12 protein-coding genes and 9 pseudogenes are annotated in these 16296 nt (G+C 46.3%); 8 read left to right on the forward strand and 13 right to left on the reverse strand.

Annotated elements, in window-relative coordinates:
• Positions 1-241: pseudogene (locus GTGU_RS26120) on the forward strand (hypothetical protein); the annotation flags it as partial.
• A 530-nt stretch (positions 242-771) separates the two neighbouring features.
• On the opposite strand, the gene GTGU_RS12895 reads toward GTGU_RS26120, so the two are convergent.
• Positions 772-969: a hypothetical protein gene (locus GTGU_RS12895; RefSeq protein ID WP_156964143.1), complete on the reverse strand. Its 198-nt coding sequence runs from the start codon at positions 967-969 to the stop codon at positions 772-774.
• Positions 970-1361: 392 nt separating this feature from the next.
• On the opposite strand from GTGU_RS12895, the gene GTGU_RS12900 reads away from it, so the two are divergent.
• A complete protein-coding gene (locus GTGU_RS12900; protein ID WP_038157690.1) occupies positions 1362-1553 on the forward strand; it encodes a DinI-like family protein in 192 nt (63 codons plus the stop codon).
• 1232 nt (positions 1554-2785) lie between these two features.
• Here the strand turns inward: GTGU_RS12900 and GTGU_RS12905 are convergent.
• Together GTGU_RS12905 and GTGU_RS27040 are read right to left on the reverse strand one after the other, a co-directional pair.
• Positions 2786-3601: a hypothetical protein gene (locus tag GTGU_RS12905; protein WP_038157692.1), complete on the reverse strand. Its 816-nt coding sequence runs from the start codon at positions 3599-3601 to the stop codon at positions 2786-2788.
• Positions 3602-3732: 131 nt separating this feature from the next.
• Positions 3733-3801 (reverse strand): annotated as a pseudogene (locus tag GTGU_RS27040) (hypothetical protein); the annotation flags it as partial.
• 174 nt (positions 3802-3975) lie between these two features.
• On the opposite strand from GTGU_RS27040, the gene GTGU_RS12915 reads away from it, so the two are divergent.
• The 5 genes and pseudogenes from GTGU_RS12915 to GTGU_RS12935 all read left to right on the forward strand — a co-directional run.
• Positions 3976-4296 (forward strand): type II toxin-antitoxin system RelE/ParE family toxin, encoded by a 321-nt coding sequence (locus GTGU_RS12915; protein WP_038157697.1) that lies wholly within the window; start codon positions 3976-3978, stop codon positions 4294-4296.
• Entirely contained in the window at positions 4289-4573 is a 285-nt protein-coding gene (locus GTGU_RS12920; protein WP_038157700.1) for a helix-turn-helix domain-containing protein, read from the forward strand. The genes GTGU_RS12915 and GTGU_RS12920 overlap by 8 nt, the downstream gene beginning before the upstream one ends.
• A gap of 85 nt (positions 4574-4658) precedes the next feature.
• Positions 4659-5093, forward strand: coding sequence for an NUDIX hydrolase (locus GTGU_RS12925; protein ID WP_038157702.1), 435 nt, complete (start codon positions 4659-4661; stop codon positions 5091-5093).
• A gap of 264 nt (positions 5094-5357) precedes the next feature.
• Positions 5358-5577 (forward strand): annotated as a pseudogene (locus tag GTGU_RS12930) (DinI family protein).
• 115 nt (positions 5578-5692) lie between these two features.
• Positions 5693-6268, forward strand: a pseudogene (locus GTGU_RS12935) (IS21 family transposase); the annotation flags it as partial.
• Here GTGU_RS12935 and GTGU_RS25370 read toward each other — a convergent pair.
• The 10 genes and pseudogenes from GTGU_RS25370 to GTGU_RS26645 all read right to left on the reverse strand — a co-directional run.
• A pseudogene (locus tag GTGU_RS25370) lies at positions 6266-6834 on the reverse strand (IS3 family transposase); the annotation flags it as partial. The pseudogenes GTGU_RS12935 and GTGU_RS25370 overlap by 3 nt on opposite strands.
• A gap of 65 nt (positions 6835-6899) precedes the next feature.
• Positions 6900-6995 (reverse strand): annotated as a pseudogene (locus tag GTGU_RS12945) (IS66 family insertion sequence element accessory protein TnpB); the annotation flags it as partial.
• Entirely contained in the window at positions 6992-7432 is a 441-nt protein-coding gene (locus tag GTGU_RS12950; protein ID WP_038157707.1) for a transposase, read from the reverse strand. The gene GTGU_RS12950 and the pseudogene GTGU_RS12945, both read right to left, overlap by 4 nt.
• 153 nt (positions 7433-7585) lie before the next feature.
• Positions 7586-8305 (reverse strand): fimbrial biogenesis chaperone, encoded by a 720-nt coding sequence (locus GTGU_RS12955; RefSeq protein ID WP_038157709.1) that lies wholly within the window; start codon positions 8303-8305, stop codon positions 7586-7588.
• The gene (locus GTGU_RS12960) at positions 8305-9651 is read right to left on the reverse strand and encodes a fimbrial protein (RefSeq protein ID WP_038157711.1); all 1347 of its coding nucleotides are present in this window, start codon (positions 9649-9651) and stop codon (positions 8305-8307) included. Before GTGU_RS12960 ends, GTGU_RS12955 begins: the two co-directional genes overlap by 1 nt.
• Before the next feature lie 12 nt (positions 9652-9663).
• Entirely contained in the window at positions 9664-12300 is a 2637-nt protein-coding gene (locus tag GTGU_RS12965) for a fimbria/pilus outer membrane usher protein (RefSeq protein WP_051857338.1), read from the reverse strand.
• A gap of 48 nt (positions 12301-12348) precedes the next feature.
• Positions 12349-13074, reverse strand: coding sequence for a fimbrial biogenesis chaperone (locus GTGU_RS12970; RefSeq protein WP_038157712.1), 726 nt, complete (start codon positions 13072-13074; stop codon positions 12349-12351).
• A gap of 51 nt (positions 13075-13125) precedes the next feature.
• Entirely contained in the window at positions 13126-13650 is a 525-nt protein-coding gene (locus GTGU_RS24650; RefSeq protein ID WP_072011975.1) for a fimbrial protein, read from the reverse strand.
• A 613-nt stretch (positions 13651-14263) separates the two neighbouring features.
• A pseudogene (locus GTGU_RS12975) lies at positions 14264-14789 on the reverse strand (DDE-type integrase/transposase/recombinase); the annotation flags it as partial.
• Between the two features lie 109 nt (positions 14790-14898).
• Positions 14899-15252, reverse strand: a pseudogene (locus tag GTGU_RS26645) (IS66 family transposase); the annotation flags it as partial.
• Between the two features lie 413 nt (positions 15253-15665).
• On the opposite strand from GTGU_RS26645, the pseudogene GTGU_RS25380 reads away from it, so the two are divergent.
• Positions 15666-16296 (forward strand): annotated as a pseudogene (locus GTGU_RS25380) (IS3 family transposase); the annotation flags it as partial.

A 16296-nucleotide genomic window follows, 5' to 3' on the forward strand; every position in this document is an offset into this window, starting at 1 on the left:
CCGGATGGGATATAAAGGAGAACTGGTATCCCACGGATTTCGTTCGCTGGGCAGTACAGCGATGAACGAAGCCGGATTTCATGCAGACGTGATTGAGGCAGTCTTGTCTCATGTGGAGAAAAACAAGGTCAGGGCAGCCTATAACCGCACCACCTGGCTGAAACACCGCGCGGAACTGATGAACTGGTGGGGAGAGCAAATCCGCAACGCCTCATCCGCTGGATTCTGGCAGACAGTCTGATACTTTTGCGACCGCAATCTGTATGAATGGTCATAATACGTTCAGCAGGTGCGGTCGCAGCATCATCGCGAAGACCGGCCAAGAGACGCCTGTGACTGCACATGCCATAACCCTCTGAGATTTAACAATTCTGATTGTGGTGCCGGGTGCCTCCCGGTTAGATACGCTACTGACAAAGCATCCCGCAATGGTGTATATCGTAATGGCTGAAACTACGTGTGTCAGTATTGCCCCGCCGCATAGGGGGGATTCACCACAGATTTAATTTATGGCAGTGCAGTGTCCGCAGTCAATAACCACATTCACGTTGCGGGGAGTTTTTTTGCTCCCAGTCAATTGATTATTAAGAATTTTCAATTTCATGGTCAACCCATGGAACAGACAGTACATTAATTTAAGTACTGACTAGCAGGAAAAATGACCGTCAGCAGTCCGCTTTGTCCGGAATGCCTGAGCGATTAACGGGTAATTATGCTCTGTACATAAACACCGCTTCGTATTCCCTGAAGCGATGTTTTTACGGGAAGCTGTTACAGGCCAACGGTGTAATGCGTGCCATCCTGCAGTTCAACATCCAGGGACACTTTGCAGCCATATGACCACCGCAAATCTGATAACGTCATTGTATGATTGAATCTGGCGATGAACCAGGACGGTGTATCGGTATCCGTGTTTTCATGCAGACGCTGCAACTTCTTTCTGAGCAGGGCAAGTGCACGTCTCAGCATGATATCCCCGGTCATATTCTCAATGTGTTTGCTAATTCTTTGAAATCGACAAATATCGTCCAGGAGCGCTAATTTTCAATGGGTTACGATAATGTCGAAAGTGTATGTTAGTGAAGTTTGACGAACTTTTATGATTAAAAATGTCCCATGGATGCCCCATAACATTTCAACTAAATCCCAGTAACCATCAGTCTTGCAAACAATCACCACATTACGTTTTTCCTCAAAGCGTCACAGAATGTTACCCCCCCTCAACATGATGCATAACCACCTTGACACTGTGTAAATAACCAGATAAATAACTGTATATCCAGACAGTAAAAAAGAAAGCCATCATGCGTATTGAGATAAGTATTGTTAAAGAAAAAGCTGATAAAATGCCGAAATGATCAATGGAATCTCTCAGGATCGAAATGGCAAGAAGAATCAGCCAGCGGTATGAGGAAGTTGAAATCATCGTTAAAAAAGCTGGCTCAGATGGGTTATCTGTTCTCTTGGCTCCGGATAAAGATAACGCTAAAGCATTTGTACAGGAAACCCTGCAGGATGCATGGGAAAATGCGGATGACTGGTTTGTACAGTAATCCGCATGTGAGCGCCTTCAGCTCTATATCATAATAACTAACCTGGCTCAGTGCCTAGTTTATTTTTCTGAACAAGGTATAATCTGCATCGGCTGGTAACCATTCAATACTCGCACTATCGAACGATCACCAGCTGGCTGCCGCTCGTTCTCGCATACGACGCAGCGGCAGCCACTTATTGATCAGCCTGCGCATCTATTTTCCATGTCCCGATTTGCATGTAGTTGTACCATTCCTGATGATAATTTACACATGTTTAACCATTATTTAATTCATAGCGGTTACACTTAAACTCACATAATACTACTGTGATTGTTGTCTTTTCATTAATATTCCCCATACTCATTCAATGAGATGGGGCTTTTTTTGGTTTTCAGGGTACTATAAATTACCTGCTGTAAAATCAAAGCTTGCAAGTGGAGGATCTGGTTACAGAGTCATCTCTTAATTGTACAAGTCAACGTAAAAAGATGAGCGACACTGTTTTGGTGCTGTAAATTTATTGTTGACATCATGATATCCATACGCTATCTTCCGCCCCCGTATTTTTCCAGTTTACGAACGGGCGTGTGGCTAATACAACACCCGCAAGGGGAATATGCCCACTCTATGGAGCGTTTAAACGCCCGTTCACCAGTTATGATAAAGGTAATACTGCACACAACTTAGCTGTGCTTTATTGCCTTAATTTTTGCTTTATGGTCGGGCGTGTGGTGAATACAATATCTGTATGGAGAATAGCCACCCCTTACATCTGCGGTTTTGAGCGCCCGGCCACCATCCAACAAAATGACATAAGTTCATAATGACCAACTCCATTAACAAACAATTTCCACAGAACCGACCGTATCTGTTGACAATGCATGGTATTCCATCGAGCTTGGCTCCGGCGAAGCTCACGTAAAAAATTATCAGCCTCTGATTATTGAGACTCTGACGCACTTTGTTGATTGTGAGAAAAAGCGCATCCTACAGGAAGTACATTCTGAAGATCTTAATGAAGCCAATTTATGATCCAAGAAGAGCTGACTTAAAACTGTCTGAAAATGATGATGCCCGCGAGTGTACAGCTCCGGGCGTCGTGGCAAATCAACCCATGTGGGGTGGAATTGATTTGCATAAATACTCTATCATCAGTCCCGCCTTTCCGGTATATGCCTGTGGCACAGAAACCAGACGATGAATAAGAGTCGGCACCTCACAGGTCGTTGCATACCATCACCCGGAACGCATCATTTTTTGTCAGCCACTGGTTTGCTGGCGGTAATGCTCATCCTGTACCCATCACCCCTGCTGCACCTTACCTCAACGCGATCTATACTCACTCGTCCACGCATACCACCAGGAAAGGAGTCATCCATTTCAATCATTCCCTCTGCGGCAATGTAAGGATCTCCGGGTATATCAAGGCGGAGCTTCGAACGGTTCCGTTTTGCCTTGCGCTTTCCTCCCTTTAGTACGGCTTCTGTATGCTCCTTATTTTCAAAAACAGCAGGCATCGTCCTGAACGGCGGATCGCCATGCTCAATCGTATGGGTTTTCCCTGTTGCCTCGTCAGTGTACCTGACCCGGATCCCTTTGACATTTTTCTTCCCTGGCTCGTCTACAGAGCACTGAATGAAGCGCTGATTACCCGGTATGTTTTCAGGCGGGCAGGTGAGTTTTATCACCGGTAACGTTATCCCGGTGATGGATTTGCTCTCCCCGCGCAGTGCCAGAATATAAGCGCCGTTAACAGGCTTTGCCACGGCGTCATGCTCCTCCGCCAGTCGGTTCAGAAAGGCTGAATCCGTTTCGTTAATCTGATCAGCATGGTAACAGTACACGTCTGCCAGTTGCGGATCCATGCGGGGAGAAAGATTGTGCTCTACGGCGATCTCATGGAAAATAGCGCCAAGCATGGTATCATCCCACGACTTTGTTCTGCGCTCACGGAACATGGAAGAGTCTTTATGATCAAACGGGGCAGATGTCGCAGTGATCGTGATAATACGGGGGTAGAGCTGTAGCGTGATAGTGGTTATCTTAAACTTACCAATTTTCACCACATCACTCTCTTTGTAGCCTTCATACTAAGTCAGAACACTGTCTTTTTCAGGGAACCCCTTAATCCCGGTCACATCAACAGTCAGTGCCAGGCAATCCGTCTCTTTTCCGCTGCTGACATCAATACACTCAAATCCGGGTGGGAGATAATGGCGAAGGTTCTTCTTTTGGCTACCTCTGCGAGATAGGGGCTCATTGTCATGTTCTTTCATTCCATTATGTACAATTATATGTACAAAGAAAAACTCATGCCGCTGATTGTACATTTTGCCGCTGTCTGAGCATAGCAGAACCTCACAGAAGACGGCACAACATAAATTAGCGCTTGAGCTAATTTGGCGTTCAGGCTAATATTGAAGCTATGGGAGGGAACACGATGTTCACCGTAATTTTTCATGAAGAAGCTGAATCAGAGTTATCGGATTTACCCGAGCTACTCCGGGCAAAGATGGTCAGACAACTACAGAAACTGGAACATAATCCTCAGCAGCTCCGAGAGCCGGACACAAAACCGATAGGTGACAGCTTATTTGAGATAAGAGCAAAAACAGGGGATATAGCGCGCGGGTTGTGGGTGTACCAGGTCGGAAAAAAGATTTATCTGTTGAGGATCTTTATCAAGAAAACGACCAGGATACCACCGGAAGAAATTGCCCTGGCGTGGTTCAGACTGGAGGAGATAAAAAACGATGGCTAAACATTCGAAAACATTGTCTCAGATTCATGACGAGTTTATGCATGATCCGAAGTATCGCGCTGCTTATGAAGCTGAGTTAGAGCAGGAACATCTCCAGGAGACGCTGACAACCTGGAGGAAGAATGCTGAGTTAACGTCTGCGCAGGTGGCCGAACGGATGGGAATCAAGCCGCCCACAATCTCCAGGATGGAGAAGAACGCAACGAAAATGAGTTATGAAACGTTGCGCAGATACGCTAATGCATGCGGAGTGCGTTTCAGATTACAACAGATTTGAAATGTGAATTTTTGATTCATGGAGCAGACCGGCAAAACAACGGTTCGAATGGTACACTTGTTTTTGGGAAAAAGGACTGGCTGAAGTGTCCACACGTTTTAAACCCTGGTTCGCGGTTTACCTGATTCTGCGTAACGAAAACAACGTTTTACTTTCACGCAGGATGAATACCGGCTATGGCGATGGTCAGTGGTCACTACCAGCAGGACATGTGGAAGAGAACGAATCTGCACTATCAGCCATCATACGTGAGGCTGAGGAAGAAACGGGTATCCATATTCAGCCGGATAATCTGACGCTGGTCTACACGTTTCACCGCCGGGATGCAGGACGAACTTATATTGAACTATGGTTTGAAACGAAAAAATGGGACGGAATACCGGAAATTAGAGAACCCGACAAATGCAGTGGTCTGGAGTGGTTTTCGATCAGTGCCCTGCCCATGGACATCATGCCCTACGTCAGAGATGTACTTATGCTGTATCCACAAAGCCATTTTGGCATATGGGGACTGACCTGACAGTGTAGTTAAACGACCCGGTTTGCACGGTGTTGCCGTCCACTACTTTGGCATCCTCCTCGCCTTAAAGGGCAATGGTGTCAAAAATACAAAAATATTCACGTGAACTTCAAAATAGCCCCGGATTTCGCGATTCGTGGTTTTTCTATTTGAACCTAAGGGTAATAAAAAACCATCCCTCCTTTCGCACTCCGATCGCCTTGACACTATTTATTTTTACAGTAAAATACTGTATGCAACAACAGTGGTTTTCCGGAGGCTTTTATGTTCGTTGAACTGGTTTATGACAGACGCAATGTAGACGGGCTTGAAGGGGCCAGAGAGATTATCTCTGGCTGAACTGACAAAACGAGTACACCGAATCTTTCCCGATGCAGAAGTGAGGGTGAAGCCAATGCAGGCTAACACCTTAAACAGCGACTGCACCAAAACTGAAAAAGAAAGGCTGAACCGCATGCTTGAGGAGATGTTCGAAGAAGCGTAAGCGTACAGCGTGAACCGTCTGGTATGAGACGACAATAAGTCAGTCCGCAAGGTGCTGATTATTCTGGCCGGTTTTGTAATCTGAGTGTCATGTACATGATCCAACAGGAAATGGTGTGACGCTCAATACTTCTCAGGTCAGTTATTACATGACTCAGCGTAAGAAAGGTGTAACCCAGCATATCTCGGCCATGAAGGCCGGTATCTCTGTCCGCTCCGGCCGCCGGATCGAAAAAGATCAGTGGTCAAAAGCCGGGGTTCGTCACTGGCGGACGCGCAAAGATCCTCTTGAAGCCGTATGGGACAGCATGCTTGTTCCCCTGCTGAAGGAGAGACCCGCTCTGATGCCCACGACTCTGCTGGAAATGCTGCAGGATAAATATCCCGGTCAGTACCCCAACAGTCTCCGCAGAACCATGCAACGGCGGGTCCGCGAATGGAAGCTGCAGTACGGTGCTGAGCAGGAGGTGATGTTCCGCCAGTGGCATCAGCCCGGCCTGCGTGGCCTGTCGGACTTTACCGAACTGAAAGGGGTAGTTGTCACCATCGCCGGTAAGTTGTTGGCGCATAAGCTGTATCACTTCCGCCTGGAATGGAGCCACTGGAGCTGGATGCGGGTCGTGCTGGGTGGTGAGAGCTTCTCTGCCCTGGCTGAAGGCCTGCAGGAAGCGCTCGGACAACTGGGCGGCGTATCCGACCTGAGCCTTTATCCCGGCACGTTTCATCAGTCGCCAGACTCTGTTGACTCCGCACTGTTACCCGGTATCCCGCAGATCCAGATGGATCTTGCGATAACCATAGACGCATCCCGACTCCAGCCAGAACTGTTTAATCTGTCCTGTCAGTCTCAGGTCTGTCTGATGGCGTTGTGAATGCGGCTGCTGAAGCCAGGCGTAAAAGCCACTGGGATGAACATCCAGCACCCGACAGAGCAGACGAACAGGCCAGCGACAGGTGTTGTCACGGATAAAGGCGTACCTCAGTCGGACAGCTTTGCGAAGTACGCCGCGGCTTTTTTTAATATGTCCCGTTCGTCGGTAACCCGCTTCAGCTCTTTCTGGAGACGGCGGATCTCGGCCTGAGCATCTGACTGTTCTTTATGAGTGGAAGAATCCGGACCGTATTTCTTTATCCAGGCGTAAAGGCTGTGGGTGGTGATATCGAGACGTGTTGCAACGCTGGAAACAGAATAACCACGATCAACAACCTGTTTGACTGCTTCAATTTTAAACTCTTCGGGATAACGCTTACCGCTCATGGGCACCTCTCTTTAAGCCATCTTAAATGACTCCGGGGTGTCTGTTAAACCCGTGGCGATTCAGCATGCTGTACCAGCTCGCCCAGGCCATTGAACGATTTACGCATGTCAGTGACGCCGGCAACCAGCCAGATACGGGTGCCTGACGGGAGGGATATCATTGTGTCCTCCCGGTCAACTCGCGGATCAGCACGGTCAGCAACTCTGATGACGGGTTTTCCAGCGTCATTTTGCCGTGGCGGAACTCAACATGACAGGAAGTCGCGCTGGCGTGAGCGGATGAGAACGTACACAGAGTGTCATTCTCGGCAGCGGGTAACGGGTCGTTGATAACGTCGACGGACAACAGCGTCGGAGAAGCCGGAAGAGATTGTGGTACCACCGGCCCCACGATAGTAGCAGGCATTCGACGAGAGATTCGCCCCTCTCTCTGCCAGAGGCGTAGCCACTTAAAAATGAGATTATTATCAACGCCATGTTCCCTCGCCAGTTGTGCGACGTTGGCATCTGGTCGTGAGGCCAGTTCAACCATCCGAAGTTTGAAGTCATTGGAATAGACGGTACGCGATTCAGTCAGCCAGTTGGCAGCATTTTCCATGAACAGAGCTCCTTCTAAATTAGACGGAGCTCTAAGCTAGCGATCCCGGAACCAGAATCACAGGCGGCAGTGGCTTTACGCTTACCCTATCTCTTAGTTTACGATACATCTACTGTCTGGTGTTTCAGGGGGGTGCGCCACAATCCAAAAGCTTTATATACGTCTGTTCTCATTTACAACTTTTCCGTTGTCGTCAATCAGCTCCAGTATGATACGTAGTGGCTGCCAGTGGGCACTAACACCTGTATCTATTGTTTTACTGCTGAATGGTGATAACATACCTGGAGAAAGAATATGTTCACCGTTTTCACTAGCAAGAATTAAAGAGTTATAGGTTACGAAATAGGGTGTTGGGTTACTGACCTTTATCGAAGTCTTACCTGGAGACCTCAATAATTCAATATGTTGCTTTTCAGCTATTTTATCCGGGACTGGCGTAAGGTTCTCAGGACGAAAGAATAGTTTTAACTGCAGGCGAACAGCGACTTTTACAGTTGATAAATCTACTGAAAATTTTGTCTCTGTCGGTGAGATCTCATACACATTTAACCAGTATAACGATTCACGGTCAGTTGCCTGTGGGACATGGGTGGCAAGCAACCGCAGATTCTTTTTCTCCTTGGGCTCAAGTCTGAAAACACTAGGCAAAGGAATAACTGGAACATTATCCACATTTTCAGGCATATTTTTTAATGCACCATTATCCACCCATGTCTGTATAAGCACTGGGTAGTCATTACTATTAGCCAGCATCAGTGAACGTTCCCGATCAGAGGCTGAAAATACCACACGAGATGACTCAATTGTAATCCCGGCATTACTCCCGTTACCGAGAAACAACAGTGACAGAAAAAGTATGTGCCAATTTCTCATTACTGTACCTGAATAATTATCTGTGCAGTTGCATTGAATTTCCCTGTGGTAATGTTTTTCCCTGGCAGAGCCTTAAACGTTGCATTTATTGTTTTTGTATAAGTGGTGACACCATCAACAACTGCCCCCGGAGAGGCATCATCAAGAACCGGATACCAGCCAGCTGCATTCCCGCCCAAAACTGAACCACTGAGTGTGCTCAGCATGTTCAGAACTGAGCCATTACTGCGGGTAAACTGTATGCCGACTCCAGTGGCTATATTCGATGATGTTTTGTAACCATCAGAAAGCAGATAGTTGACACCAGCCCCTGATGTGCCAAAACCTTCAGAAATAGCAGCGGCAGCGTTGACCGGATTCACTAGAATACCCATCGATGTCTGGTTTGCGGCAACGCCACTTGTGAATGCACCGACACCAATATTTGCCGGACTACCTGTCTGGCAACCAAAACGTATCGTAACTGGTTGTTGTCTAGTAACACCTGATATCAGTTCTGCTACAGAAATAGTAGGGAAAACTACAATTGGTGTAACATTAGTCACTGAGCAGGTTGCAGAACGGCGAATATAAGTTTTGTTATATAACGATACAGCACCTGGCCAGTGGCTGTACCAGCCACTCCATTGTGAGTTCGAGTCACTGCCGTCAGTAAGGCCTGATGAAAAGCCCCCGCCTTTGAATGCAATGTATGTTGCAGGTTGTGACTGAGGATAAATACCTGATGACTGCCATCCTCCAAAGCTGTTGCTTAACCGGAAGAGTTCCACTCTAGTGTCACTAAAATTTTTGGCTTTTACCAGAATCCAGCCAATCGAGTCATGATCAAGATTGACCAGTTGTCTGGATTTCCAGTAGCGGCTGTAATACTCCCCTGTTGCCATATTAGTTGCACGTAATGCCATTCCAGTAGCATAGGTCTGATAACTTTCCGGCAACCCACTTGCTGCACCTACTTCAACGTGTCCGGCATAAGTTGAATCGCCATTAGTGGCATAAAACTCATATAGCTTTCCCTCCTCACTTGGAGTACATCGAAATAAGATCTGCTCACTATTATATGGCTGGGCTCCAGACTGTAGAAAGCTGACAGTACCGGAAGCAAGTAAAGACCCATCCGGCTGGAATGTATTGTTGTTTATATTGATTATCGTCGGTAGTGTACCAGATGAACCAGAACTGTCAGTAGCGCCATCCCAGTTAGCAGCAGTACCTTTTCCTGGCTCAGTATAATAGTTTGAGCTTGAGTTGGTGTTAGTTCCGGTGATTCTGTAGCAGCTTGCACGTGTCGGCAAAGTCAGCAGTAAACCAGACAGAATGAGAAAAGCAATAATATATTTGTTCATAATGTTGTACTGTCAGATGCCATCACATGGCAGGCGAAGCCTGTACAAAGACTGCGATAATCCTGTGTTGCTTAAGTCATAATTAATGCGGCATTGTGCCGACGGCAGTTCTCCCCATTTGACTAGCAGGGTTCCTTTTTGTGCCAGTGCACGGGCATAAACCTGGTTTCCCTGGCCCACAAGACCGATAATTGTGTTTTTATTGTCATAAACATCAGCTCCAAGAGGTGGACGTCGGTCAGCTTTGCCGGAGATTTTGATTAACAATGGGTATCCTTCCAGCGTTCTGAAGCGAACTTTTACAGCGGCCCCGGCATAAGGGGCGATTCTCAACTGGTTCTCTGCCAGCTCAGCATTCTGGTTCTTAATATTTTTTGCATCAAGACTGATATCGTTATAACTGTAGGGGATTAAAGATGGTATTATAGCGTAGCCAGAGCCATCAATTTGTGCTCCCATGCCATTTTGAACTTCTGCACCATCCACACCATCGGCTTCAACAAGACCAAATGTATCACCAAGATATGGACCTGTCGTCACACCACCAGGATGAACAACCACAGCACCACGTAAGCCAGCACCAGCCTGGGTATAATCGCGACTGTGTGACAGGCTACCACTAATCGTGGACCATGGCAGTTGCTTGGTAATATTTGCACCGACTGCCCCCCCATGACCGGTATTCTCATAAGTTCCGTTAAGGGTATAACTGATGTTTTGGTTATCCCCCAGCGTACCCGCCAAGGAGGTCTGATAACTAGTATTGCTGCTGTTCCCTGTCATGTGGTTCACACCAGTTGTCAGTACAGGTGAGCGTGAACCTTCACCGAGCGGCACGGAAAGCGAAAACATCATGATATTCTGTGTGCCGCTATAATTGCGTGAAATCCCAATATCTTGCAATGACTGTACGCCATAACTGGTGCCACCAGTTCTTTGTTTGCCGAGAGAAAGGTTATAGCTTATTGAATGCCAGTTGCCCGAATAACCTGCTTGGTACTGAGTATCGCGACCACGCCCGTTACGATAATCACTGGTTGATCCGGAAACATATAATTGTCCATAACTGTAAAGTCCCTGACTTAAGGTGATCACAAGCTGGTTTTTCTGTTGATAAGTGTCTGAACTCCAGTTGTTGTGGTGCTTGTGGGCATCACGTACCCCCAATACATCACTGAGATCCCGATATCCACTGGTTGCATAGCGATATCCGGCCAGTGCAATAGTCGTGGATATCGGAGTAAATGTATGGCTATAGGTGGCACCAAGGCGCCAGCCGCTCGTAGTATTTCCCGGTATGTCAGCCCGTGAATAAACAGCGTTTAGGCCTAAGGCTCCCAGATGACTGGCAAAAACAACGCCACCCAACAAGGACTGATAATCTTCAGAAATGCGTACACCACTGTTTGTGGTAATTGTGTTAGTTAAGCCTATTGATGATGTCAGATCAGCAAAATAAGCACCACTGTTGCCAATATTCCTGACTTGTCCTGCGGAGAAGCTAATATGAGAACGTCCAGGTCGCATAGAGTCAGGGACGGCGGAAAATGGTACAGTCCATGAAGATACTCGTCCGTCAGCCTCCCGAATTTCAACGACCAAATCCCCCTGAGAGCTGGTTGGATAAAGGTCATCAATAACAAAGGCTCCTGGGGCTACTGTGGTCTGATAGATTTTATTGCCTGACTGCAACACTGAGACATTAGCTGTTGTAGAAGCAATACCATGGATAGTAGGTGCATAGCCTCTTTGAGACTCCGGCAACATCCGGTCATCAGTTTCTAACTGAACCCCACGAAACCCAATGCTGCTGAACATGTTACCGGATGTATAACTGTCGCCAAGAGTCAGCTCACTTTTCAGGGCCATAACGGGCCTCTGAAGATATGTTCTCAATGGTGTCCAGTGACTATTACTGAGACTAGCATCACTAGAGTACCGATTATAGTTTGCTTGGTGACGAAGTTGCCACAAACCTAAATTTAGCCCAGAATTCAGCCCTACATATGTGGACTCAGAGCTACGGCCTGATGTATCAGTACGGTAATAGTTAGTATCGTAATTTGTAAATGCGACTGTTTCTCCCGCCGACAAATCATCGGTTGAAATATTCCCGCGAGCAACACGAACCATAAGTGCTTGAGGAACTAATAAATCTAGTCTCAACCTCGCAAAGTCAAACCGGCTCGTCGCACCCTTTACCTGACTATCCAGAGTCTGGCATCGTTTTGCAGTGTTCACAGGAATAATACTTTCTCTGGCAATACCTGCTTTCAAAAGCAGTTCAGATGATAAGCAAGGAGATACAGTTCCATTAGTGTTTTCAGCGAACGTGAGTGACTGTCTGGAAAAAAAATTACTGTTAACATAAATATCAACCTGATAAACACCGGCGGTAATACTGTCAGCCTGATTCAGTCGTGAAATAATTGTCTGGTCTTTTACACTCCCAACCAGCATAGAGTCATCAAAAAAATAACTTGTATCTTCTATTGCTGACTTTGTCGAAGATAATACAAAAGATGAGTATAGAATTATGGCGATAAATAATCGACTTGCACGTAGCAATACGGAAGAGAACCATCTGACAAGAAATATACATTCTGACACGACGTCATATAAAGTTTTAACATCCTGATTGTACGGCATCCTGTACTCCATGGACTGAAGAAAACTCTGTATAATGAACTGAAAGAATTACTTTCTTAGAGAGACCTCATGGCTCGTATGACCACCGTAATCATTAATCAGCGTGAATTTAACTTTCTCAGGACAGGATGACAAGAGGCTATTAACTATCCAACTAGCTTGTGACTTTGGGGCAACCATATTGACGGGGAAAGTCAGTCGCTGTGTACCGGCAATAACTGTCGCATCAAGGAATGACGCATAAAAGCCTGAGTCATTAATCACAATGAGTTTCGTGTTTTTACCTTCTGTTGTTACAGTAAAACGAATTTGATTTGTCATATTGTCGACACTCCCATCAATGGACTTCGGTCGATAAAATATCTTATTTCTGTTTCTCAGTATCACAACCATCTTATTCTGTTTACCTTCAATGTTTTGGGGGGGGACTTGTACGGAATTAAGATAAAAGACTGATTCACGGTCTTGTGGCAGATTTTCCCTGGTAAAAAAAAGACGTACAGACTGCCCGGTTTTTGGCTCAATGCGAAATAAAGTTGGAGCTGCCACAAATGGACCATCAGCGTTATCAGGAGTTGATGATGGATTATTTACATCAGACCATATCTGCATCACATATGGGATATTATCATCATTGGTAAATTGAAGTGTCTGTGACTTAGCATCACCAGGATAAATAACTCTAGTATTGAGCATTACCACACTTGCTATAACCGGAGTTGCCATAATTAAAAAAAAAGCAAAAAATAACTGTTTAATGATATTCCATGTCATTATTATGTCTCTGGTATAGAGCCCCCTCCAGAAGTGGAGGGGGATGGCAGTTTATTGATAGGATACCGCATACTGTACGCTACCAAGGACAGATCCTGGGGTAGCGGTCCCTTCAGCATAATATTCAACAGCATAATTGTAAGATGCAGAGGTCGCATTGGCTGCAAGATTTAGACCTGGTGCCCCTATTTGCCCTGTGAGATCTAGTGGTGTTGTCGGGTTGGCTGGATCGACAAGCTGTAATGAAACATTACTTGCAGTTCCGGTATTTCCCATTCGGCCATTGCTGGTAAGGTTATTACCTACAAACATGGTCTTGATTGCTTTTGCGGATGAGGAAGCAGTACACCTTGTTAAATCGACAGAAAATAGTGTCATTCCGGTTGTAGCGCCAGCAGTTGCTAGAGCAGATGTTGATACAGTTGGCATTAGTATCAGAGGGGCTGATGGGTTACCATTAATACTGACAGTACAAGTTTGATCTGTGACCTCTCCCTGAAAACGAATAGTATTATCTGCAGTTGCAGAGGCAGAAATGATAATCGTACAAATAAACGCTAATGCTGTTCTTTTCATATCTGATGCTCCATCATTATTGGATTAGAGAAAAATCATCATGGTAGACTTTGTATAAACATGCATCATATATTCCACAATCCAATCCTTTGATAAAAATGATCAACAAAAATCATCAGTGTTTTATTGTGTTTAAACTCATATGAGCTATATGATATTTTATAGGGCAATAGCCACTGCTTTGATGCCGGAAATTTTCATTGGCTAACAAAATTGGCACTATTTTTTTCTTCAAATTCTCTTTCTACCTTTCTGCAGTCTTCTATCAATATACCTGAGCGCGCTGAAAATACACAAACAGCACTTATCACTCTTTGGCAACAAGAATGCAGATGATATTCATCTTTATAGGTGAATATCTTCAGGCCAGCCCCACTTAAACCAAATTTCACGCTATATCTATCATAAAAAAGTTAAACAAAAGATAAACAACAATGCAAGAGTTTGAGTTTTCAAATGTGACAGGATAGGATCTGTTTGAAAATAAAAATCATGGTTTATAATTTTTAGACTAGTCCCTTGAGGCTAGACTGGTCACATGATGCAAAATGGCGTCTGAATCGATCAAGGTTTGGTCTGATCTTGACCCGCCATCTCCAGACAGCTTTTGTATCTAAGTTAACGATGCCCGCTGACACTGGTATTCCCTCGGAGATCGATATCCCAGCGTACTGTGAGAATGGTTTTCATTGTAATGATTGAACACCGCTGCAATGCTGTTCGCACATCGGGTTTTGGCATGAACGCGATATAGTCTTCCTTCATCGTTTTCACGAGCTTCTCGGCCATGCCGTTACTATGTTGGCTGCTCACTGCCGTTGTACAGGCTTCCAGATTCAGCTCTTTGGCGAAATTATGTGTGTCATGTGCCGTATACGTCGAACCGTTGTCTGTCAGCCACTGCATCGGTTTATTCGGGAGCCTAGAGTCGAAGCGCATCTCAACCGCACCCAACATCACGTCCTGAACGGTCAGGCTGTCATAACCGCCGCCCAGTCTATGGCTTCTCTGTCACAGCAGTCCAGCGCGAACGTAACCTTTAGCTTCTCACCGTCATCACAATCGAACTCGAAGCCATCTGAGCACCAGCGCATATCACTCTCTGCGATTGCTATTCGACCTTTATGTTCGCGTTTTTGATGCTCAATTTATCAGTAAGCGTACACCAAAGGCTGTATTGACAGGGATGTGCTATTCAGTTAGCTGTGTGATGCGTCAGGGTAGCAGCTCGCTGACCCAGTTGACCTACTACTCGGCGATGACGTCAAGCATATAGTGGAGGTTACCTTCTGGAACCACGCCGTTCTGTTTGCCCGTCCCGATCAGGCCGTACAGTAATGATCCCTGCTCGCCATCATAGTCAGAACCAAAGAGTAGGAAGCTTTTGCGCCCCTTGTTGACCGTCCGCAGGGCATTTTCAGAGTTGTTGTTGTGTGTCAGTGTCAGTCATTGGTTAAGGGCGTACGTGAACGCTTTTGTCAGTTCCGGGTATCGCGACAGAGTTCTCATCTTTTCACGCCGCCAGCTTTCTAGGGATTTCAGGAGTGGTTTCGTTTTTCGCTGACGTTCAGTGAACTATTGGCCTGCCGGCATTCCCCTTATATGTACAAAGCGCATGGAGGCAATGGCACGTGGCTAACAGGAAGCACATCGCCTGCACAACCGGGAACTGAGAAAGGCGAAGGGGGCACGTCACCCCGTGCCCTACCAGACCAGACTTCGTGGGCAGCGCTGTTACAATGCGCAGCAAGGTACAGCGGAGGGCATGAGGACAGGCAGATGGAATGCCGTCAGTCATTAATCAGACACTGGCTGTTTCAGTGCCGCCAGAATTTTTTCATTTCTGATAATATATCAGTGCTGACTGCCCGCCTCAGTAATTCATATATAGTCTGATGATTCTTTACAGAATAATCCGCAGTTTTTTCAGGTTTGCAAAATCAAATTAGGTTTGAATCGCCACAGGTTTAACAGACACCTCAGAGTCATTTCAGATGACTTAAAGAGAGGTGCCCATGAGCGGTAAGCGTTATCCCGAAGAGTTTAAAATTGAAGCAGTCAAACAGGTTGTTGATCGCGGTCATTCTGTTTCCAGCATTGCAACGCGTCTCGATATCACCACTTACAGCCTTTACGCCTGGATAAAGAAGTACGGTCCGGATTCTTCCACTCATAAAGAACAGTCAGATGCTCAGGCCGAGATCCGCCGTCTCCAGAAAGAGCTGAAGCGGGTTACCGACGAACGGGACATATTAAAAAAAGCTGCGGCGTACTTCGCAAAGCTGACCGACTGAGGTACGCCTTTATCCGTGACAATACCAGTTGCTGGCCTGTTCGCCTGCTCTGTCGGGTGCTGGATGTTCATCCCAGTGGCTTTTACGCCTGGCTTCAGCAGCCGCATTCACAACGCCATCAGTCAGACCTGAGACTGACAGGACAGATTAAACAGTTCTGGCTGGAATCGGGATGCGTCTATGTTTATCGCAAGCTCCATCGGGATCTGCGGGACAGCGGGCAACATTGCGGAGTCAACAGAGTCTGGCGACTGATGAAACGTGCCGGGATAAAGGCTCAGGTCGGATACCGGAGCCCGCGAGCACGTAAAGGCGAGGCCAGTATCGTGTCGCCTGACAGGCTCCAGCACCA

The organism is Trabulsiella guamensis ATCC 49490 (assembly GCF_000734965.1).
Classification (GTDB): Bacteria; Pseudomonadota; Gammaproteobacteria; order Enterobacterales; family Enterobacteriaceae; genus Trabulsiella; species Trabulsiella guamensis.

Excerpts from the sequence above, each read along its gene's own strand:
- GTGU_RS12970 (WP_038157712.1), bottom strand. The coding sequence starts at position 13,074 with ATGACATGGAATATCATTAAACAGTTATTTTTTGCTTTTTTTTTAATT.
- GTGU_RS12900 (WP_038157690.1), top strand. The coding sequence starts at position 1,362 with ATGGAATCTCTCAGGATCGAAATGGCAAGAAGAATCAGCCAGCGGTAT.
- GTGU_RS12920 (WP_038157700.1), top strand. The coding sequence starts at position 4,289 with ATGGCTAAACATTCGAAAACATTGTCTCAGATTCATGACGAGTTTATG.
- GTGU_RS12950 (WP_038157707.1), bottom strand. The coding sequence starts at position 7,432 with ATGGAAAATGCTGCCAACTGGCTGACTGAATCGCGTACCGTCTATTCC.
- GTGU_RS12960 (WP_038157711.1), bottom strand. The coding sequence starts at position 9,651 with ATGAACAAATATATTATTGCTTTTCTCATTCTGTCTGGTTTACTGCTG.
- GTGU_RS12915 (WP_038157697.1), top strand. The coding sequence starts at position 3,976 with ATGTTCACCGTAATTTTTCATGAAGAAGCTGAATCAGAGTTATCGGAT.
- GTGU_RS12965 (WP_051857338.1), bottom strand. The coding sequence starts at position 12,300 with ATGCCGTACAATCAGGATGTTAAAACTTTATATGACGTCGTGTCAGAA.
- GTGU_RS12955 (WP_038157709.1), bottom strand. The coding sequence starts at position 8,305 with ATGAGAAATTGGCACATACTTTTTCTGTCACTGTTGTTTCTCGGTAAC.
- GTGU_RS24650 (WP_072011975.1), bottom strand. The coding sequence starts at position 13,650 with ATGAAAAGAACAGCATTAGCGTTTATTTGTACGATTATCATTTCTGCC.
- GTGU_RS12895 (WP_156964143.1), bottom strand. The coding sequence starts at position 969 with ATGCTGAGACGTGCACTTGCCCTGCTCAGAAAGAAGTTGCAGCGTCTG.